This is a genomic window from Nocardia rhizosphaerihabitans, assembly GCF_014646295.1.
GTDB lineage: Bacteria > Actinomycetota > Actinomycetes > Mycobacteriales > Mycobacteriaceae > Nocardia > Nocardia rhizosphaerihabitans.
Map to the genome: position 1 here is coordinate 355086 of NZ_BMNE01000005.1, position 20839 is coordinate 375924.

Consider the following 20839-nt stretch of genomic DNA (forward strand, 5'->3'; position numbering starts at 1 on the left):
GCTCGGCGCGGACCGGGCCGACGACAACGATGGGAACACCATGAAGGTCTCGGAAATCGAAAACGAACTGGAAGCGCTACTGCGCGAAGAACTCTCGGTCGACGTCGCCGAGATCGACTCCTCGTCGCGGCTGATCGACGATCTCGGGCTCGACTCGGTGGCCTTCGCCATCTCGATCGTCGCGATCGAGGACCGCCTCGGCGTGCGGGTCTCCGAGCGCGAGCTGCTCGAGTGCACCACGCTCGGCGACATCGCGGCGGCGGTCCACCGTCGTCGGCCCGCCGCCGCGCGGGCGAAATGACGAAGGGCACAGCGATGCAGGTGTCGACGGGCAATGTGCTGCTCGACGCGATCAAGGCGAATCTGGCGGGCAGCGGCACGCTCAGACTGCTGAACAAGGACACGGGCGAATGGGAAGCGCGCACCTGGGCCGCGCTCTACGAGCGCTCCGAGGCGATCGCGGCGCGCTTGCTCGACGAGGACGAGACGCCCGGTGCGCCGATCGCGGTGCTCGGTGAGCCGCGGTTCGACGGCATCGCCGCGCTGTGCGGTGCCTGGCTGGCGGGCCGGGCGGCCACCGTCATCGCCGGGCCCAACCGGTTTGCCGGAGTGGATATCTGGGCGGGGCGAACCCGCTCGCAGCTCGCGTCACTCGGGATCTCGCACCTGTTCGGGCAGGGAACCGGATTGGCCGCGCTGGCCGATGCCGGTGCCGCCGAGAGTGTCCGGCTGATCGGAGCCGAGACGGTGGGGTCATGGCGATCGGCGAGGTCGTCGTTCCAGCCACGGCCGACCGGGTCGGCCGATGTCGCCGTCTACCAGGGCACAGCGGGGTCGACCGGCTCGTCGAAGACGGTGATCCTGTCCGCCGAATCGACACTGAACCACCTCAACGCCGTGGTCGAGCGGCAGAAGTTCGACCGCGGGTCCGACGTGCTGTGCAGCTGGTTGCCGCTCTACCACGATATGGGCCTGACCATGCTGCTCGGCGGACTGCTCACCGGCGCCGACACCTGGCTCGCGCCGACCTCGGCGTTCGCCAAGGCGCCGTTCGACTGGCTGGACTGGCTGACCGAGAGCCGGGCCACCGTCACCGCGGCGCCGAACTTCGCCTACGCCCTGCTCGGGCGCTATGCCCGCGTCGCCAAGAACGCCGACCTCGGTTCGTTGCGGTTCGCCGTCAACGGCGGTGAGCCGATCGACGTCGAGGCCTCCGAGCGATTCGGCAGCGAGCTGGCACGATTCGGCTTTCCCCGGGAATCGATCGCCGCGTCGTACGGTCTCGCCGAAGCGGCGTGCGGAGTAACCATGCCCGCGCCGTCGTCGGGGCTGCGATTCGATGTGCTGGCGGCGACCGCCACCGCACCCGATCGCAAAGTCGCCCTGCTCGGCGAGCCGCTCGACGGCGTCGAGGTGCGGCTGCGGGATTCCGCGCATGCCGAGGGGATCGAGGCCGACCGTGCGGTGGGTGAGGTCGAATTCCGTTCCACCGGACAGATGTCGGGGTATCTCGGCGATCCGGCGATACCCGCGGACGAGTGGATCAGCACCGGCGACCTCGGCTACCTCGTCGACGGGCAGCTGGTGGTGTGTGGACGAAGCAAGGAATTGATCATGATCGGCGGGCGCAATATCTTCCCGCACGATGTGGAGCGGGCGGTCGACACGGTCGCCGGTGTCCGCGCGGGCAATGTGGTGGCGCTCAGTGCGGCCGGTGGGCGGGTGGGGTCGGATCGGCTGATCGTGGTCGCCGAATTCGCCGGCGCGGACCGGGAGGCCGCGCGCGGTGAGATCGCGGCGCGGACGACGGCGGAGTGCGGGATCACGCCCGCGTTGGTCGAGTTGGTCGAACCCAACTCGCTGCCGAAGACGTCGTCCGGGAAGCTGCGCCGCGTCGAAGTCGCCCAGCGTTACCGATGAGGGCCGATGTCATCACGGCGCCGGTTGCCGGCGCCTGGCGGTACGTGGTGGCCGACACGGTGACCATGGTCAAACGCAACGTCATCCGGCTGTCCCGGGAACCGGATGTCCTGCTGTTCTCGGTGGTCTCGCCGATCATGTTCGTCGTGTTGTTCGCCTACGTGTTCGGCGGCGTGATCGAGGTGTCGGAAGCGGCGGGTGGCTACCGGGAGTACCTGGTGGCAGGCGTTTTCGCGCAGACCGCGGTCTCGGCGACGCCGTACACGGGTGCGGCGCTGGTCGAGGACATGCGCCGCGGCATCATCGATCGATTCCGTACCCTGCCGATGGCGCCGGGGGCGGTCCTGATCGGGCGGACCACCAGCGATGTGGTGATCAATGTCGTCGGCCTGGCGGTGATGTCACTGGCCGGGCTGGTGGTGGGCTGGCGAGTCCGTGGCTCGTGGCTCGACGCGATGGCGGCCTTCGCGCTGCTTGTCGTCTTCGCCTACGCGGTCTCGTGGGTCATGGCGCTCATCGGATTGCTGGTGCGCACCGCGGAGGCGTTCCACGGCGCCAGCCTGTTGCTCGTGTTTCCGCTGACCTTCGTCGCCAATACCTACATCCCGGTTCGCGAGTTGCCGACGATCTTGCGGGTCGTCGCCGAGTGGAATCCGGTGTCGGCGTTGACCCAGGCCATCCGGGTGCTGTTCGGGAACATCGATCCCGCGACGGCTTCGCAGGCGTGGCCGATGCAGCATCCGGTGGCGGCGACGCTGCTCTGGGCCGCGCTGCTGCTGGCGATCAGTGTCCCGGCTGCGGTTCGGTTGTACGCGCGCAGCCTCAGCCGCTGAGGTGGGCCGCGGTCGGTTCAGACCGCGGCCGCCGAGCGCTTAACCGCGGCGACGACGGCGAGCAGGTCGCCGAAGGTGGGGTTCTGATACAGCACGGTCAAGGCGAGTGAGATGCCCGCGTTGCCGAGTTCGTTGCAGAAATGGATTGCCGCCAGCGAGTTTCCGCCGGCGAGGAAGAAGTTGTCGTCGGCGGCGGGCTCGGCATCGAGGACGGTGCGCCACGCGGTGGTCAGCGCCTGCACGGCTGTGTCCTGCTGTGCGTCGTTGCTGTCGGTCACCCTCGACTGGTCGGGTGCGGGCAGCGCCGCCTTGTCGACCTTGCCGTTGGTCGTGAGTGGTACGACGGTGAGCTCGGTGAATGTGCTGGGCTGCATGTAGTGCGGCAGGAACCTGGCGAGCGCGGCGCGCAGGTCGGCCGGGTCGATGTCGGCGCCGACATAGAAGGCATCGATCCGGCTCAACGCGTGCTCGCCGTCGGTGTTCGCGCAGACCACGGCGGCATCCAGGATTCCGGGGTATCGCATGATGCAGTCGCGGATCTCGTCGAGTTCGATCCGGTAGCCGTTGACCTTCACCTGGCCGTCGATGCGGCCGAGATGCTCGAGGGTACCGTCGCCGAGCGTGCGGCCCAGATCGCCGCTGCGGTACCAGCGTCGGCCGTCGGGACCGGCGACGAAGCGCGTGGCCGTGAGAACCGGTTTGCCGATGTAGTACTGCGCGAGACCGGCACCGGCGACATAGATCTCGCCCGGGCAGCCGACCGGCGCGGGCCGCAGATCGGCACCGAGCACGGCGAATTCCCAGCCGGAGATCGCGGCGCCGACCGCACCCGGCCTGCGCATCGCCGAGGACTTGGTGACCCGATGAGCGGTGACGTGCACCGTCGTCTCGGTGATGCCATACATGTCGACCACCTGGCAGCTCCGGCGCGGATGCCGGTCGAGCCAGGAACTCACACTGTGCGACTGCATCGCCTCACCACCGAGCACCACCAGACGGACGGCAGCCAGGCGCTCGGAACGGGCGTCGACCGCGTCGAGATGCGCGAAGGCGGACGGTGTCTGGTTGAGCACGGTCACCCGGTGCTCGCGCAGCAGCGTGTGGAATCGGCCGGGATCGCGGGCGACCGGCTTGTCCACCACGACCACGCGGCCGCCGGTGACGAGCGCACCCCAGATCTCCCACACCGAGAAGTCGAACGCGGGGGAATGGAAGGCGCTCCACACATCGGCCGAGGTGAGGGCGAATTCGGTGCGCAGTGCGTCGAACAGTGCGAGCACACTGCGATGCGAGACCACGGTGCCTTTCGGGACGCCGGTGGTGCCCGAGGTGTAGATCGCATAGGCGGGCAGCAGATCCGACAGAGCGTGGTGGGGTCGTTGTGCCGAGGACGCCGCGAGCAGATCGGATGCGGTGGTGGTGTTGTCGGCGAGTTCGGCGGCGATGCGCGGCTCGGCGACGACCAGGCGTGCGTTCGCGTCGGTGGCCACGTGCCGGATGCGCTCGATGGGGAACTCGACGTCGACCGGGACGTAGGCGGCACCGCATTTCCAGATGCCGAGTGCGACGGCGATCAGTTCAGGGCCCCTGTCTATCGCGAGGACGACGAAGTCGCCGGGGCGGATTCCGGTGGCGTGCAGGTGGGCGGCGACCGTGTCGGACAGCTGATCGAGATCGGCGTAGGAGAGCGAGTTGGATTCGTGGACAACGGCTGTCGCGGTCGGCTGGGTGGTGGCTGCGGCGACGATGCGCAGTTCCAGACGATCGCCGGGGGCGCCATTGCTGGGGGCTTCCGGTTGGTGCCGGGTCATGGCCAGATCGCGCAGCAGGGTGTCCGGCCCCTGAATTCCACTGTGCACAAACGCCATCGACTCGGCCAGCGCTGCGGTGAACTCGCTTTCCAGTGCGTTGCCGGAAATGCGCAGGCGCAGCAGGGCGGGGTCGGATGTGGCGGTGAGCGTCAGGACGACATCGTGGCGCGAATCGTCATCCTGGAAGAATCCGCCCGGGGTCGCCGTCGCATCGATCAGCCGGATGGAGCGCAACGCCGAATCGTCCTGTACGGGAACGAGACCGGCGGCGATCTGGGAGACGGAGTGCCCGGGGGTGAGCTCACAACGCAGGAGCTCGCCGAGCGGAGCGGCGTCATCCGCAGGCCGCGGCGCGTGCAGGCGGACCAGATCCACGGCAATCGCGGCGACATCGAGATAGCGGGCGCACACGGCAGCACAGGCGACGACCACGTACTCCGTACGGAAGGAATCCCTGATCGGCAGGTCGACGATCACCGATCCCGCCACCGAATCCTCGATCGGTTCACCGCCCAGCTCACGCAGCAACCTCAGGGCACCGGTGAGATCGGCACACGCCAGCAACACCACATCGACGACCCCATCGCTGTACTGCGTGCAACTGATCCGAGCCGCTCCCGGCCCAGGCAGCGGGTGGGACATCTGCCCGCGCACAAGCTGTTTCGCCGCCGCCGAACCCGCGGCGAACGGCACCGGTTGCAGCCAGGAACGCATCAGAGTGGGGTCGACACCGATCTCGGTGCGAAGCCGATCGACCAGCTCGGTGGGATCGAGCGGCTGATGCAACCGGACGGCGCCGCCGACGGCCTGATGAATATCCATGTCCTGCACTGCTTCCGGATCTATCGAGAGGTGAAGCCACCGTCGACGGTAACCACCGAGCCCACCACACTGCGGCTTCGCTCGGAGGCCAGCCAGACGACTGTTTCGGCGACGTCCTGCGCGCGGACCAACGCGTTGGACGGCTGGTCCCTGACAAAGGTCTGTTCGTGGTCCCCGGCGAGTTCGAGGGCGGCGGCCACCTCGCCGAGCATGATCGACTCCAGCTCCGGGTCGTCGTGCACCGATCCCGGGCACACCGCATTGACCCGCACCCCGTGCGGCGCCAGATCGAGGGCGGCGGCCTTGGTCAACCCGACGAGGCCGTGCTTGGAGGCCACGTACCCGGCGAAATTCCGGTAGCCGACCAACCCCGCCGTCGACGCGATATTGACGATGCTGCCCGAGCCCTGCCGCTTCATGACACGCGCGGCGGCGGACAAGACGCGGAACGGACCGGTGAGGTTGATGTCGAGCATGGTCGCCCAGTCGTCCTCGCTCACCAGGTCGACACTGCGCCCCGACGGCCGGACGATGCCCGCGCAGTTCACCACCGCGTCGAGCCGGCCGAAACGCTGGATCGCCACCTCGATCGCGGCATCCACATCGGCGGCGCTGCGGACGTCACCGAGCACGATCTCGGTGTTCGCGCCTGACTCCAGGCACAGGTCGCGGGTGTATTCGAGCTGGCTCTCGGAGCCGAGCGGGTAGGGCACCTCGGGGGTGTCGGCACCGATGTCGACCAGCACCAGCGAGAAGCCGGACTCGGCCAGTGCCACCGCGCAGGCGCGGCCGATGCCACGCGCCGCGCCGGTGACCAGCGCTACCCCGGAAAGGTCGTCACGCATGCTGGGTGACAGCGGTATCGGCAACGAGCTGCCAGACCTCGTCGAGGTGATCCGCGATGTACATGTGCCCCCCGGCGAAGGTGTGCAGTGCGAACTCGGCGGAGGTCGCTTCCGCCCAGCCTCGCATATCCGACTCGGCGACGAGGGCGTCGTCGCGTCCGCGCAGCGCGGTGATGGGCGCGGCGATCACGGCCCCCGGTTCGGCGAGGTAGTTCTCGTGCATCGCGACATCGGCCCGCAGCGCGGGCAGGACGATTTGGCGCATCTCCGGATGCGCGAGTGCCGGATGGCTGTAACCGGCGAATGTCTCCACCTGCGCGAGGAATTGCTCGTCGGAAAGCTCGGACGCGCGCTCGGACCGCGGATGCCACGGGTCGGGTGAGCCGCTGACGAAAAGGTGCGAAACCCGCGTTCCGAGCAGCCGGGCGACCTCGAATGCCAGCACCGCGCCGAGGCTGTGGCCGAACAACGCGATCGATGTTTCGGCGTCGACCGTCTTCGCGATCGTTTCGGCAACTCCGGCCCGTGCAAGATTCATTTCGCTGTACGGCTTTTCGCCGAATCGTTCTTCGCGACCCGGAAGCTGGATCGGCACCAGATCGACGGCGGCCGATGGTTGTGAGTTTCGGAAGAAAGAGGCGCCGGAACCGGCGAAGGGAAGGCAGACGAGTTGAACGTTCGGCACGAGGTGATGATTGCACAACCGTGCGTTCGGTCAGGTCACAGACCGAAGTGAACCGGTCCTTACTTCCGCGCGCCTGCCGCCTATCTCGCCCCTGGCGAGGTACAACGACCTGATGAGAGTCGCGCAGAAGGAGAGGGACCGCGGCCCGTCCGCCCGGCGGCGCCTTGCGTGTCGACTTGGCGCCCCACTGGCCATGGCGACGGTGATCGCGCTTCCCTTGGGCCAGTCCGTGTTTCCCGCTGTGGCCGCCGCCCGGCCCGGAGCGCCCTCGGCGATCGAACGCATCGAGTGGCTGTCGGATCGGCGGGTGGCGCTGTGGGTGCACTCCGCGGCGATGAATACCGCTATCCAAGTTCAGATGTTGCTTGCCAGGGATTGGCATCTGCGGCCCGACGCGCGTTTTCCGGTGCTGCTCATGCTCGACGGTCTCCGGGCCACCGACGACGAAAACGGCTGGACCAAAGACGCCGACGCGGAGGGATTCTTCGCCGACAAGAATGTGAATGTCGTGCTGCCCGTCGGTGGACAGTCCAGTTTCTATACCGACTGGCTGCAACCGAACAACGGAAAGCACTATCGGTGGGAAACATTCCTGACCAAGGAACTGCCACCGCTGCTCGAACGCGATTGGCGGACCACCGATGTCCGCGGCGTCGCCGGCCTGTCGATGGGCGGCACCGGCGCGATGAATCTGGCCGCCCGGAACCCGGATTTCGTCAAGTTCGCCGCGTCGTATTCCGGACTGCTGACCACCACCACGCTCGGCATGCCGCAGGCGATCGAGTTCGCGATCCGCACCGTGGGTGGCTACGACTCGACGGCGATGTGGGGGCCGCCCGGCGGACCGGAATGGGCGGCGCACGATCCGGAGCGCATGGCCGACAAGCTGCAGGGGATCAGCGTGTACGTGTCCTCGGGCAGCGGGCTGGCAGGCACGCATGACCAGCCCGGTCCGCTGCCGATGACCAGTGACAACTGGTCGGGCGCCGGGCTCGAGATCCTGTCCAGGCTCTCGACGCAGAACTTCGTCACCAAGCTGGGTGAACTCGCGATTCCGGTACAGGTCAACTACCGGCCCTCCGGGACGCACACCTGGCCGTACTGGGACTTCGAGATGCGCCAGTCCTGGCCGCAGGCCGCGGCCGCTCTCGGCGCCGACCCCGACGGCGCCACCTGCGCGACGGCCGGTGCGATCGCCCCGGTGGCGCAGAGCTGGATCGGCAACTGTGTCACCGGCGAGTACACCCAGGGGCCCGCGGTGGTGCAGGACTTCGTGAACGGCCGTGTCTTCTATTCCGCGGCGACCGGCGCGCACCCGGTCGCGGGCCGCATCGGCGGTGCCTACACGGGCGTCGGCGGTCCGCTCTCACCGCTCGGCCTGCCGACCGGCGACGAGCGTGGCCTGCCCGACGGGCGCGGCCGGATGCAGACCTTCGAGGGCGGCTCGATCTATTGGACCCCCGATACCGGCGCCCAGGTGATGCGCGGCGCGATCCTCGAGGAATGGGGCAAGCAGGGCTACGAGCGTGGCCCGGCCGGCTATCCGGTGGCGGCCGAGGCGCCGACGCCCAGCCGCGACGGCGTGGTGCAGGCCTTCGAACACGGCCCCATGTTCTACAGCGCGGCTACCGGCGCCCACCGTGTGCAGGGGTTCATCCTGGACAAGTACGCCACCCTCGGCTTCGAGAACAGCCCGCTCGGCTTCCCGGTGGCCGAGGAGGCGCCGCTGAAGGATCTCGGGCGCTACAGCAGGTTCGAGGGCGGCAACATCTACTGGAGTCCGCTGTCGGGCGCCTGGTCGGTGCGCAACGGCGCGGTCGCCGACGCCTGGGGTGCGCAGGGGTTCGAGAACGGACGGCTGGGGTATCCGGTGTCCGACGAATTCGCCGTCCCCGGCGGAATCCAGCAGAACTTTCAGACCGGGTTCATCGTCGTGCGCGATGGCAAATCCGAAGTTCACGGGGTGTGAGCTCGGGCTGAGAACTCTCTGAGCATCGTCGCGCGGTACCCGGCGGCGCCGAGTGTGCGGCTAGCCTGGTCTGCGACCGCTTCCCTGACGAACGATCGAGGAAAGACATCTTCATGCATCGGATCCCTGGCAAGGTAGCCGGATCGGTCGCGGCCCTGGCTGCCGTCGCCCTGTTGTCCGCCTGTGGCGGCAACGACTCGACCGCTTCGCAGACGCCCACCCTCTCCACCACCGCGAGCGCTGCCGCTTCGGCCACCCAGGCGCCCGCGGAAGGCGGCCACGGCGACCACGCGCCGTCGGCGACCGCCGCACCGGAGACCAGCGCTGCCCCCGAGCAGCCGCAGGCCGCGCCGGAGACCACCTCGGCCGCGGCGGCGCCCGCTGCCGGTAAGGACAAGGCCTTCCTCGACGAGCTGGCCGAGAACGGGATCACCCCGGCCGACCCGGCCAGCGCGCTGACCGCGGCGAGCTACATCTGCTCGACGAAGGCCACCGGCGCGAGTGAATCCGACATGGCGACCTTCGTTGCCGCGATGGCAGGCACCGATCCGGCCTTCGACCCGGCCAAGATGGACGTCAACAAGGCAGCTCAGATCTACATCGCCGCCGCGACCTCCACCTACTGCTAGTGAACCCCCGACCGACGCGACGCACCCGCAGGCTCTGGCCTGTGGGGTGCCTGACCGTGCTGGCGCTGTTCGTCCTGGCGATCATCGTCATCGTGCTGCTCTGGTACCTGCTCGCAGGCCGGTTGCGCGAGCCGGGCCCCACGCCGCCCGGACCGCCGCCACCGACGTCGCAGTCGGCGGACTGTCCCGATGTGATGCTGCTCTCGATCCCCGGCACCTGGGAGTCGGCGAGCACCGACGATCCGTACAACCCCACCGCCAACCCGATCTCGCTGATGCTCAGCGTCAGCGGGCCGTTGCGCGCGCAGTTCCCGGAGAACCGGCTCGAGGTGTACACGGTGCCCTACGTGGCCCAGTTCTCGAACCCGATCGCGATCCCGCCGGACGGCCAGGCCTCCTACAACAACAGCCGCACCGAGGGCACAGCGCGGGCGACCGACATCCTGGCCCAGCGGCACAAGGAATGCCCGCTGACCACCTATGTCATCTCCGGCTTCTCCCAGGGCGCCGTCATCGCCGGTGACCTGGCCGCGCAGATCGGCGCGGGCAACGGTCCCATCCCGGCCGACAAGGTCCTGGGCGTGACGGTCATCGCCGACGGCCGCCGCACCGGCGACCCCGGTCCGGGCCAGCCCACCGAGATCGGCGATCCGCCGCCGGCGGGCCAGGGCGCGGAGGTCGCGCTCAGGGGCATCAACGTGCCCGGCATCAGCATGACCGGTGCCCGTCCCGGCGGTTTCGGCTCGCTGGCGCCGAAGGTGAACTCCATCTGCGCGCCCGGCGACATGATCTGCGACGCGCCACGCCAGGCCCTCAACCCGGCCAACGCGCTGACCAGCCTGGGCGCCCTGATCCGCTCCGCGGGCAACCCGGTCCACGCGCTGTACGCCACCAACACGGTCGACGCGCAGGGCACCACCGCCACCCAGTGGACAGTGAACTGGGCCGCAGGGCTGATCGAGAACGCGCCGCACCCACCGCATTCCTGAGCGGGCGGTGTTCCCGGCGGGCCCGGAGGCGGTATCGAAGCGTGACCACGCAGGGCCCTCGGGGGACACCGCAGATCGGCCCTGCGAGGGCGGAGTTGTCACAGTCACAGCGGGTGTGCAATTGCCATGGATCATGCCTCGCTGTGACATCCGCACTCCCATTCGCCCGCACGCTGTAAAGTGCGCTGGTGATCGCGCCGTCTACCCCCGCTACCGCGGAGTAGGTGGCGAGCCCGAGTACCGAGCCCGAGTACACCGCCTAGTACGCGAGAGCGTGCAACAGCCAGGAGCGATGAGTTCATGACCGAAGCTGCCGCACCCGTCGGTGAGTTGACCGCGCTGGGTACGCCGCTGCGTCCGTTCCGCTTCGGAGCGGCGGGCGAGGGCAACAAGCAGGAGGGCGGCGCACGCAAGTTCGTCCAGACTGCGCAGCAGGCCGAGGAGTACGGGTACGACACCTTCTTCGTGCCCGACCACCTGGGTGACCAGATCGGGCCGATCGCCGCGCTGGGCGCACTGACCCAGGCGACGGAGAAGATCCGGCTCGGCACGTCGGTGCTGGCCAACGGCTTCCGGCACCCCGTCGTGCTCGCCAAGGACCTGGCCACCATCGATGTGCTGTCCAAGGGCAGGCTCGAGGTCGGCGTCGGCGCGGGCTGGATCAAGGAAGAGTTCGAGAACGCGGGCCTTCCCTACGAACGTCCCGGCGTCCGCCTGGAGAAGCTCGACGAGTCGCTGACCATCCTGGACACGCTGCTGCGCGGCCAGGAATGCAACTTCGAGGGCAAGCACTACCAGGTGCGCGGCATCAAGGGCACGCCGCGACCACGGCAGGGCCCGCGTCCGCCGCTGTGCACCGGTGGCGGCGGGCCGAAGATGCTCGCGCTGGCGGCCAAGCACGCCGACATCGTCTCCGTCGTCCCGCAGACCACCAAGAACGGCAAGGGTCTGCTCTCGGGTATCACGCTCGAGAAGACGATCGAGAAGGTCAATATCGTCAAGGCCGCTGCCGGCGACCGGTTCGCCGACATCGAGCTGAATTGGGCGATCACCGCCATCGTCATCACCGACGATCGGGAGAAGACCGCGGAGATGGCGCTGCGCGCGATCGAACGCGGCCTGCACCCCGACCTCGAGGTCGACGTGGAGCTGTCGGTGGAAGACATCCTGAATTCGCCGTACGTCGCGATCGGCAGCTTCGAAGAGATCGCCGAACAGATCAAGCGTGTGCGCGAACTCACGTCGATGTCGTATGTGGGTATCTTCCCCACCCAGATGGACGCTTTCGCGCCTGTCATTCCGCTGCTGCGGGAGGACTGAGCGGGGGTTCTCTGTAACATGACTCTGGTTTGAGAACATCTAGCCGATAAGCGGTCACCGCGCAGACCGCTCGAAAATCCGCAGGTTGTCAGGATGCACGCACGGCGTCGTCCGGGGGCCGGTGGCGATAGCGAGTCGGGGCCTCACAGGTGTCAGCGCCGAAGTGCGTTGGGAAATTCACCGGTGTCTGGGCCTCGGAGGAGAAGAAGGAATGGAAGAGACTTTCGACGACTACCTGGACGAAACCGGGAACCTCATCATTCCCGAGGGTCGGACCCTGGTCGATCACGTCGAGAAGCACACCCGTAACGATGCGAACACGCTCGCGTACCGCTACATCGACTACTCGCGGGAACGCGACGGCGAGGTGCACGAGCTGACCTGGCAGGAGTTCGGAGTTCGGCTGCGCGCGGTGGCCGCTCGCCTGCAGCAGGTGACCAACCCGGGCGACCGGGTCGCGATCCTCGCGCCGCAGGGCCTGGACTACGTGATCTCCTTCTTCGCGGCGATCTACGCGGGCACCATCTCGGTCCCGCTGTTCGACCCGGACGAGCCGGGCCACACCGACCGGCTGCACGCCGTGCTCGGTGACTGTGAGCCCTCGGCGATCCTCACCGCGACCTCCTCGGCCGCCGGTGTCCGCCAGTTCTTCCGCTCGCTGCCCGCCGCGCAGCGTCCGCGCATCATCGCCGTCGACGCCATCCCGGACACCCTCGGTGATTCCTGGGTCCGCCCCGACACCGCGATCGATGACATCGCCTACCTGCAGTACACCTCGGGCTCGACCCGGGTCCCGGCCGGTGTGGAGATCACCCACCGCGCGGTCGGCACCAACCTGCTGCAGATGATCAACTCGCTGAACATGAACGAGAACTCGCGCGGCGTCACCTGGCTGCCGTTGTTCCACGACATGGGCCTGCTGACGGTCATCCTGCCCGCGGTCGGCGGCAAGTTCATCACCATCATGTCGCCGAGCGCGTTCGTGCGCCGCCCCTCGCGCTGGATCAACGAGCTGGCCGCCGTCTCCGACGGTGCGGGCACGTTCGCGGCCGCGCCGAACTTCGCGTTCGAGCACGCCGCGGCGCGTGGTGTGCCGAAGGCGGGCGAGTCGCTCGACCTGTCGAACGTCATCGGCCTGATCAACGGTTCCGAGCCGGTGACGGTCTCGTCGATGAAGAAGTTCAACGAGGCGTTCGCCCCGTACGGCCTGCCCAAGACCGCGATCAAGCCCTGCTACGGCATGGCGGAGGCGACGCTGTTCGTCTCGGCGACCAAGGCCGAGGACGAGGCCAAGTACATCTACGTCGACCGCGACGAGCTCAACAGGGGCCGGATGGTCCGCGTGGAGCAGTCCGCCGAGAACGCCATCGCGCAGGTCTCCTGCGGTTACGTGGGCCTGTCGCAGTGGGCCGCGATCATCGACCCCGAGTCGGTGGAGAGCCCCGACGGCGGCCGCGAGCTGCCCGACGGCCAGGTCGGCGAGATCTGGCTGCACGGCAACAACATGGGCATCGGTTACTGGGGACGCCCCGACGAGTCGACCAAGACCTTCCGCAACCGGGTCACCGAGCGTCAGCCGGGTGGGCACACCGAGGGCACCGCCGCCGACGCGGACTGGATGCGCACCGGCGACTTCGGCGTCTACTTCGAAGGTGAGCTCTACATCACCGGTCGCGTCAAGGACCTGGTGATCGTCGACGGCCGCAACCACTACCCGCAGGATCTGGAGTACTCCGCGCAGGAGGCCTCCAAGGCGCTGCGGCCCGGTTTCGTCGCAGCCTTCGCGGTGCCTGCCAACCAGCTGCCCGCCGAGGTCTTCGCCGCCGACAGCCACTCCGGCCTGAAGTTCGATGCCGACGACGCGTCCGAGCAGCTGGTCATCGTGGCCGAACGTGGTCCCGGCGCGGGCAAGGCCGACCCAGGCCCGATCTCGGACGCGGTGCGCGCTGCGGTCTCGCTGCGCCACGGCGTGACCGCTCGTGACATCCTGCTGGTCCCCGCGGGTTCCATCCCGCGTACCTCCAGTGGAAAGATTGCCCGGCGGGCCTGCAAGGCCGCCTACCTCGAGGGAACGCTGCGCGGTGGTTACACCCAGCAGGCTTTCCCCGATGCACCAGAAGAGTAATCGGCCGACCGGTTCGGTGATGACGCTCGGCGTGCCATACACGCCGGGCGTCATTCCACGGCGCGCCCTGTACGCAGACAGGTAGCTTGAGGAATTGATGGCTGACAACGAGGGCACGCCCAACCAGAACCCCGAAGTTCCCGCGACGAGCACCCCTGCGGGTGACCACTCGGTTGCCGAGGTACGCGACTGGCTGCGGAAATGGGTCGCGGACGCGACCGGACAGGCGGTCGACGCGATCACCGTCGACCGGCCGATGGAGGAGTTCGGGCTGGCCTCGCGCGATGCCCTCGCCCTCGGTGGCGACATCGAGGACTACACCGGTGTCTCGCTTGCTCCCACGGTGATCTACCAGCATCCGACGATCGCGTCGCTGGCCGAGATCATCGTCAACGGTGAGCCGGAGCCCGCCGCGGAGAACGACGAGGACTACACCGCCGCGTTCACGCCGAGCGAGGCGCACGACATCGCGGTCGTCGGTCTGTCGACGCGTCTGCCGGGCGCGGGCGATACGCCCGAGTCGACCTGGGAGTTCATCATCGGTCGCGGTGACGCGATCCGGGAGCTGCCCGAGGGCCGCTGGGCCGAGTTCCTCAGCGACCCCACCGTGGCCGCGGCCGTCGCCGAGGGCAAGACCAGGGGCGGCTACCTCGACCAGGACGTCGTCAAGGGCTTCGACGCCGAGTTCTTCGCGACCTCGCCGGTCGAGGTCGAGCGGATGGATCCGCAGCAGCGCCTGATGATGGAGCTCACCTGGGAGGCGCTCGAGCACGCGCGGATTCCGGCGAGCGACCTCAAGGGCGCGCCGGTCGGCATGTTCATCGGTTCCTCCTCCAGCGACTTCGGGATGATCGCCGCGCTCGCGCTCGGTGAGACCGACCCGGATATCCCCGCGTCGGCCGAGGGCTACGCGATCATGGGCAGCTCCAACGGCATCATCGCCAACCGGGTGTCCTACTTCTACGACTTCCGTGGCCCGTCGGTCACCGTGGACACCGCCTGCTCGTCCACCCTCGTCGCGGTGCACCAGGCGGTGCGCGCGCTGCGGGAGGGCGACGCCGACGTGGCGCTGGCCGGCGGTGTGAACATGCTGCTGATGCCGTTCCCGACGCTCGGTTTCGCGCCGGGCACCTCCGCGGACGGCCGCATCAAGGCGTTCTCCAAGGACGCCGACGGCATGGTTCGCTCCGAGGGCGCAGGCCTGGTGGTGCTCAAGCGGCTCGCCGACGCCGAACGCGACGGCGACCACATCTACGCGGTGGTCAAGGGCTCGGCGGTCAACAACGACGGCCGCTCCAACGGCCTGCTCGCGCCGAACCCGGACGCGCAGGCCGATGTGCTGCGCCGCGCCTACCGCGACGCGGGCATCGTCCCGTCCTCCGTCGACTACATCGAGGCACACGGCACCGGCACCCCCATCGGCGACCCGATCGAAGCCGAGGCGCTCGCTCGCGTCGTCGGCCGTGGCCGTGACGCCGACAAGCCCGCCCTGCTGGGTTCGGTCAAGACCAATTTCGGTCACCTCGAATCCGGCGCGGGCGCGGCGAGCCTCGCCAAGGTGCTGATGTCGTTCCAGCACAACGTGATTCCGCCGAACATCAACTACGCGGGCCCGAGCCCGTACATCCCGTTCGAGCAGGCCAACCTCAAGGTCGTCGACGAGCCGACCGAGTACCCGCGCTACAGCGGCGTCGCGACCGTCGGCATCTCCGGTTTCGGTTTCGGTGGCACCAACGCCCACGTCGTGCTGCAGGAATACGTGCCGACCCCGGTCGTTCCCGATGTCGAGGTGACGCCCGAGCAGGTCGCCGCCCACGAGCTCGCCGACGAAGAGGCCACCGATGTGGTCGCCGAGGCCGCCGCGATCGTCGCCGCCGCCCAGGACGCGGAAGCTGTGCTCGAGTGGGACGGCGAGCGCGCCGAGCCGCTGCCGGTGATCCTGGCCGTGTCCGCCTACCTGCCCTCGCGCCGCAAGCGCGCCGCCGCCGAGCTGGCCGACTGGCTCGAAGGCCCCGGCAAGGACGTGCCGCTGACCGATGTCGCGCGGTCGCTGGCCAAGCGCAGCCATCACCGTTCGCGTGGTGTGGTGCTGGCCAAGACGCACGAAGAGGCCGTCGCCGGTCTGCGCGCCATCGCCGAGGGCAAGCCCGGCGCCGGTGTGTTCACCGCCGATTCCCCGGCCGCCGCCGCGCCGGTCTGGGTGATGTGTGGCTTCGGCGCGCAGCACCGCAAGATGTCCAAGCAGCTCTACAACGAGAACTCGATCTTCCGCAAGACCGTCGACGAGGTCGACGAGCTGGTGCAGGACGAGGCCGGATACTCGATTCGCGAGATGTTCCTCGACGACGAGCAGGACTACGACGTCGGCACCTGCCAGGTCGGCATTTTCACCACCCAGCTGGGTCTGGCCGCGGTGCTGCGCGCACACGGCGCCGAACCCGCCGCGGTGGTCGGTCATTCGATGGGTGAGGTCGCGGGCGCGTACATCGCGGGCGGCCTGAGCCTCGAGGACGCGGTGCGCGTGATCTGCGCCCGTTCGCGCCTGATGGGCGAGGGCGAGCAGATGATCACCGAGGACGACGTGCGCAATATGGCACTCGTCGAGCTCAGCGCACACGACGTCGCCGAGCTGCTGCCGCGCTTCCCCGACGTGGAGTGCGCGGTGTACGCCGCGCCGACCAACACCGTCATCGGTGGTCCCCGCGAGCAGGTCGAGCAGATCGTCGCCGAGGTGGAGGGCATGGGCAAGTTCGCCCGCATCCTGCCCACCCGCGGCGCTGGCCACACCTCGCAGATGGACCCGCTGCTGGGCGAACTCGCCGCCGAACTGGCGGGCATCGAGCCCACCTCGCTGAAGACCGGCCTGTACTCGACCGTGCACGAGGGCCTGTACTTCAGGCCCGGAACCGAGCCGATCCACGACGAGCCCTACTGGGTGAAGAACATGCGCCACTCGGTGTACTTCACCAATGCCATCAAGGCCGCCGTCGACTCCGGGCACACCACGTTCCTGGAGCTGGCGCCCAATTCCGTTGCGCTGATGCAGGTCCTGGGCACCACCTTCGCCGCGGGCGTGCACGACGCGCAGCTCATCCCGACGCTCAAGCGCAAGGAAGACGAGTCCGCCGGTGTCATCGGCGCGCTCGCTCAGCTGTACGTGCACGGCCACGCGGTGAACCTGAGTTCGATCCTGCCGCAGGGTGATTACGCCGATGTGCCGCGAACCGCGTTCGTGCGCAAGGCGTACTGGCCCAAGGCCACCTTCGCCGCGAGCGGCGGCAACAGCCGGGTGCCCGGCGCGCATGTCGCCATGCCGGACGGTCGTCACGCCTGGGAGGTGCAGGCTTCCTCGGTCACCGATCTGGCCGCGCTGGTGCAAGCCGCTGCCGCGCAGGTGCTTTCGGATGTCGCCGTGACGGTGTCGCATCCGCACGCCGCGCTGCCTACCACCGGCACGCTGACCACCACGCTCACCCCACACCTCGGTGGTGCGTCGGTGCAGGTGCACGCGAAGACCCCGGTCGGCTTCACCCTGCTGTTCGACGCGGTCGTCACCTCCGGTGCCGCACTGCCCGAGCCGGTTGCCGCCGTTGCCGTTCCGGCCGCCGCTGCCGTCGCCGAACCGACCGCCGCCGAGGTGGCCGTGGCGACCAGCGACCGCTGGGACCCCAACGGCAGTGAGACCGTCGAGCAGCGACTGTGCATCATCGTCGCCGAGTCGATGGGCTATGCCGTCGAGGATCTCCCGATGGAGATTCCGCTGATGGAGCTCGGCCTGGACTCGCTGATGGCGATGCGGATCAAGAACCGCGTCGAGTACGAGTTCGACATTCCGCAGCTGCAGATCTCCGCCGTTCGCGACGCCAGCCTCCACGAGGTGTCGAAGGTGCTGCGGTACGCGATCGAGCATCGCGACGAGGTCGCGGCGATGGCGGAGAAGCAGGCTGCTGCCAAGGCCGCCGGTGAGGACGTCGAGATCGGCGTCGACGCCAACTTCGTCGAGGCCGCGCGTGCCGCGATTGCCGCGGGCGATGATCCGCTGGCCGCGGCGAAAGCGGCCGGTGCCGAGTTGCCGTCGGAAGCCGCTGCTGCCGAATCGGTTTCGGCTGCCGCTGCCGAAGTGGCTGCTCCTGCCGCTGAAGTCGCGCCTGTCGCCGAGCCGGTCGCGCCGGACGTCGACTACTCGGCCCCGGCCGGTGACGAGGACAACGTTCCGCCACGTGACGCTGCCGAGCGCCTCGCCTACGCCACCTGGGCTGTCGTGACCGGCACCTCTCCGGGCGGCATCTTCAACACCCTCCCGATCCTCGAAGAGGAAGTCGCCGAGAAGATGGCGGCCCGCCTCACCGAGCGGGTCGGTGCGGAGGTCACCGTCGACGACGTGCTCGACTGCGAGACCATCGAGCAGCTCTCCGAGGTCGTGCGCAACCTGCAGGACAGCGGCGCCGACGTGGACGGCTTCATCCGTCCGCTGCGTGCCCGCGTCGAAGGTTCCACCGCCACCCCGGTGTTCGTGTTCCACCCGGCCGGCGGCAACACGCTCGTCTACGAGCCGCTGCTGAAGCGCCTGCCCGCCGACACCCCGATGTACGGCATCGAGCGCGTCGACGGTTCCATCGAGGAACGCGCCCGTCAGTACCTGCCGGAGCTGCGCAAGATCCAGGGTGAAGGCCCGTACGTGCTGTACGGCTGGTCGCTGGGTGCGGTGCTGGCGCTGCAGGTGGGTCAGCTGCTGCGCGAGGAAGGCGCCGACGTGCGCTACGTCGGTCTGATCGACCTCGCGATGACCGTCGAGGACGAGGACAACAGCCCCGAGGAGCGCGTGCGCCGCCTCGAGCGCTACCAGGCCTTCGCCAAGAAGACCTACAACGTCCCCGCCGAGCTCGACCGTGATCAGATCGAGGAACTGGCCGCGGCCTCCGACGCCGAGCAGTTCTCGATGATCAGCGACCTGATCAAGCTGTCCGGAGCGAAGATCCCCGGCGGTGTGCTCGAACACCAGCGCACCTCCTGGATCGAGAACCGCGCGCTGCAGCAGGTGCGCCCGCGCAAGTACGACGGTGACGTGGTGCTCTACCTGGCCGATCGCTACCACGACGGTGCGATCGAGCTCGAGCCCCGCTTCGCCGATCGCAAGCCCAACGGCGGCTGGGACGAATACGTCCCGAACCTGGAGATCGTCCACATCCCGGGCGATCACCTGCAGATCGTCGACGAACCGCGGATCGGCCAGATCGGAGCCGACCTCGCAGCCAAGTTGGCCGCGATTGCCGCCAAGGGAGAGAAGTGAGCACGACCGCCGAAAAGCTTGCCGATCTACATCAGCGCCTCGAGCTCGCCAAAGAGCCCGCGGGTGCGAAGGGGATCGAGAAGCGGGCGCGGAAGGGCATTCCGAGTGCCCGCGACCGGATCAACATGCTGATGGACCCGGGCACCTTCGTCGAGATCGGTGCCCTGGTCCGCAAGCCCGGCGACCCGACCGCGCTCTACGGTGACGGTGTCGTCGTCGGGCACGGCATGGTCGATGGTCGCCCGGTGGCGGTGTTCTCGCACGATCAGACCGTCTACGGCGGTTCGGTCGGTGAGGCGTTCGGCCGCAAGCTGTGCGGCATCATGCAGTACGCGTCCAAGGTCGGGATCCCGCTGGTCGGCATCAACGATTCCGGCGGCGCGCGCGTGCAGGAGGCGATCAGCTCGCTGGCCTGGTACGCCTGGATGGCGACCAATCTCGAGCCGCTGTCCGGCATGGTGCCGCTGGTCTCGCTGATCCTGGGCAACTGCGCCGGTGGCGCGGTGTACGAGCCGATCTGCACCGATGTGGTGGTGGCGACCGAGTCCGCGCACATGTTCGTCACCGGTCCGAAGATCATCAAAGAGGTCACCGGCGAGGACGTCAGCCTCGAGGAACTCGGCGGTGCGCGCACGCAGGCCGAGTACGGCAACATCCACCACGTCGCCAAGGACGAGGAGGCGGCGTTCACCTGGGTGCGCGAGTACCTGAGCTACATGCCGAGCAGCTGCCAGGAACTGCCGCCGGTGGTGAACCCCGGTCTGGAACCGGAGATCACCGACTCCGACCGCGAGCTGAACACGCTCATGCCGGATTCCGACAATGCCGGCTACGACATGCACGAGATCCTGCTGCGCATCTTCGACGACGGTGAGTTCAAGGAGATCAGCGCCGAGACCGGCCCGAACATCATCACCGGTTTCTCCCGCGTCGACGGTCAGACCGTCGGTGTCGTCGCCAACCAGCCGCTGGCCTCGGCCGGTGCCCTCGACGCGCGCGCCTCCGACAAGGCCTCGCATTTCGTGCGCCTGTGCGACGCGTTCGAGATCCCGCTGGTCTTCGTCGTCGACACCCCCGGCTTCCTGCCCGGTGTCGAACAGGAGAAGGTCGGCGTGATCAAGCGTGGTGGCCGCTTCCTGTTCTCCTACGTCGAGGCCTCGGTCCCCAAGATCACCCTCGTCGTCCGCAAGTCCTACGGCGGCGGCTACGCGGTGATGGGCTCCAAGCAGCTCGGCGCCGACATCAACCTCGCCTGGCCGACCGCCCGGCTGGCCGTCATGGGCGCCGAGGGCGCCGTCAGCCTGCTGGGCGCCGCCCAGATCGCCGCCGCCCCCGAGGACCAGCGCGCCGCCATCCGCCAGAACCTCATCGACTTCTACAACACCAACATCGCCACCCCCTGGGTGGCAGCCGAACGCGGTTTCATCGACGCGGTCATCGAACCGGCCACCACCCGCCTCGAAATCCGCCGAGCCCTGAAACTCCTGCAGGACAAGAAGATCCAGCGCAACCCCCGCAAACACCACGTCCTGCCGCTGTAAAACCCCTGCGAAGCGGGCCGCCCCGGAGACTCTCCGTGGCGGCCCGCTCTGCAATCTGTG

At 68.4% G+C, this 20839-nt stretch carries 13 protein-coding genes; 10 read left to right on the forward strand and 3 right to left on the reverse strand.

Features of this window, described 5'->3' with window-relative positions:
* Window positions 1-40: 40 nt before the first annotated feature.
* From IEY60_RS23285 to IEY60_RS23295, 3 genes are read left to right on the forward strand one after another with little or no spacing between them, the layout of a single operon-like run.
* Complete coding sequence (locus IEY60_RS23285; RefSeq protein WP_189032080.1) at window positions 41-301, forward strand: acyl carrier protein; 261 nt, start codon at window positions 41-43, stop codon at window positions 299-301.
* Window positions 302-315: 14 nt separating this feature from the next.
* Window positions 316-1920 (forward strand): AMP-binding protein, encoded by a 1605-nt coding sequence (locus tag IEY60_RS23290; protein ID WP_189032082.1) that lies wholly within the window; start codon window positions 316-318, stop codon window positions 1918-1920.
* A complete protein-coding gene (locus IEY60_RS23295; RefSeq protein ID WP_189032083.1) occupies window positions 1917-2753 on the forward strand; it encodes an ABC transporter permease in 837 nt (278 codons plus the stop codon). Before IEY60_RS23290 ends, IEY60_RS23295 begins: the two co-directional genes overlap by 4 nt.
* Window positions 2754-2770: 17 nt before the next feature.
* On the opposite strand, the gene IEY60_RS23300 is transcribed toward IEY60_RS23295, so the two are convergent.
* Genes IEY60_RS23300 through IEY60_RS23310 form a run of 3 tightly spaced genes read right to left on the reverse strand, consistent with a single transcriptional unit; the run spans window position 2771 to window position 6916 of the window.
* On the reverse strand, window positions 2771-5386 hold the full coding sequence (locus IEY60_RS23300; protein ID WP_189032084.1) for a non-ribosomal peptide synthetase: 2616 nt from the start codon (window positions 5384-5386) through the stop codon (window positions 2771-2773).
* A 20-nt stretch (window positions 5387-5406) separates the two neighbouring features.
* The gene (locus tag IEY60_RS23305) at window positions 5407-6231 is read right to left on the reverse strand and encodes an SDR family oxidoreductase (protein WP_189032085.1); all 825 of its coding nucleotides are present in this window, start codon (window positions 6229-6231) and stop codon (window positions 5407-5409) included.
* On the reverse strand, window positions 6224-6916 hold the full coding sequence (locus IEY60_RS23310; RefSeq protein ID WP_189032086.1) for a thioesterase II family protein: 693 nt from the start codon (window positions 6914-6916) through the stop codon (window positions 6224-6226). The genes IEY60_RS23305 and IEY60_RS23310 overlap by 8 nt, the downstream gene beginning before the upstream one ends.
* A 112-nt stretch (window positions 6917-7028) precedes the next feature.
* Here IEY60_RS23310 and IEY60_RS23315 point away from each other — a divergent pair, with 112 nt between their 5' ends.
* The 7 genes from IEY60_RS23315 (at window position 7029) to IEY60_RS23345 (ending at window position 20779) form a co-directional block, all read left to right on the forward strand.
* Window positions 7029-8885: an alpha/beta hydrolase-fold protein gene (locus tag IEY60_RS23315; RefSeq protein ID WP_229740055.1), complete on the forward strand. Its 1857-nt coding sequence runs from the start codon at window positions 7029-7031 to the stop codon at window positions 8883-8885.
* A 113-nt stretch (window positions 8886-8998) separates the two neighbouring features.
* Window positions 8999-9514: a DUF732 domain-containing protein gene (locus IEY60_RS23320; RefSeq protein ID WP_189032087.1), complete on the forward strand. Its 516-nt coding sequence runs from the start codon at window positions 8999-9001 to the stop codon at window positions 9512-9514.
* 41 nt (window positions 9515-9555) lie between these two features.
* Window positions 9556-10503 (forward strand): cutinase family protein, encoded by a 948-nt coding sequence (locus IEY60_RS23325; RefSeq protein ID WP_189032088.1) that lies wholly within the window; start codon window positions 9556-9558, stop codon window positions 10501-10503.
* Window positions 10504-10803: 300 nt separating this feature from the next.
* Entirely contained in the window at window positions 10804-11823 is a 1020-nt protein-coding gene (locus tag IEY60_RS23330; RefSeq protein ID WP_189032089.1) for an LLM class F420-dependent oxidoreductase, read from the forward strand.
* Between the two features lie 211 nt (window positions 11824-12034).
* Window positions 12035-13948: a long-chain-fatty-acid--AMP ligase FadD32 gene (gene fadD32 / locus IEY60_RS23335; protein WP_189032091.1), complete on the forward strand. Its 1914-nt coding sequence runs from the start codon at window positions 12035-12037 to the stop codon at window positions 13946-13948.
* Window positions 13949-14045: 97 nt separating this feature from the next.
* Window positions 14046-19238, forward strand: a complete 5193-nt coding sequence (gene pks13, locus IEY60_RS23340; protein ID WP_189032093.1) for a polyketide synthase Pks13 — start codon at window positions 14046-14048, stop codon at window positions 19236-19238.
* Window positions 19235-20779: an acyl-CoA carboxylase subunit beta gene (locus IEY60_RS23345; protein WP_189032095.1), complete on the forward strand. Its 1545-nt coding sequence runs from the start codon at window positions 19235-19237 to the stop codon at window positions 20777-20779. Before pks13 ends, IEY60_RS23345 begins: the two co-directional genes overlap by 4 nt.
* The last annotated feature ends 60 nt before the right edge of the window (window positions 20780-20839 follow it).

What these genes read in the sequence shown, in the direction of transcription:
- IEY60_RS23320 (WP_189032087.1), top strand. Translation starts at nt 8,999, where the DNA reads ATGCATCGGATCCCTGGCAAGGTAGCCGGATCGGTCGCGGCCCTGGCT.
- pks13 (WP_189032093.1), top strand. Translation starts at nt 14,046, where the DNA reads ATGGCTGACAACGAGGGCACGCCCAACCAGAACCCCGAAGTTCCCGCG.
- IEY60_RS23305 (WP_189032085.1), bottom strand. Translation starts at nt 6,231, where the DNA reads ATGCGTGACGACCTTTCCGGGGTAGCGCTGGTCACCGGCGCGGCGCGT.
- fadD32 (WP_189032091.1), top strand. Translation starts at nt 12,035, where the DNA reads ATGGAAGAGACTTTCGACGACTACCTGGACGAAACCGGGAACCTCATC.
- IEY60_RS23300 (WP_189032084.1), bottom strand. Translation starts at nt 5,386, where the DNA reads ATGGATATTCATCAGGCCGTCGGCGGCGCCGTCCGGTTGCATCAGCCG.
- IEY60_RS23315 (WP_229740055.1), top strand. Translation starts at nt 7,029, where the DNA reads ATGAGAGTCGCGCAGAAGGAGAGGGACCGCGGCCCGTCCGCCCGGCGG.
- IEY60_RS23290 (WP_189032082.1), top strand. Translation starts at nt 316, where the DNA reads ATGCAGGTGTCGACGGGCAATGTGCTGCTCGACGCGATCAAGGCGAAT.
- IEY60_RS23330 (WP_189032089.1), top strand. Translation starts at nt 10,804, where the DNA reads ATGACCGAAGCTGCCGCACCCGTCGGTGAGTTGACCGCGCTGGGTACG.
- IEY60_RS23285 (WP_189032080.1), top strand. Translation starts at nt 41, where the DNA reads ATGAAGGTCTCGGAAATCGAAAACGAACTGGAAGCGCTACTGCGCGAA.
- IEY60_RS23295 (WP_189032083.1), top strand. Translation starts at nt 1,917, where the DNA reads ATGAGGGCCGATGTCATCACGGCGCCGGTTGCCGGCGCCTGGCGGTAC.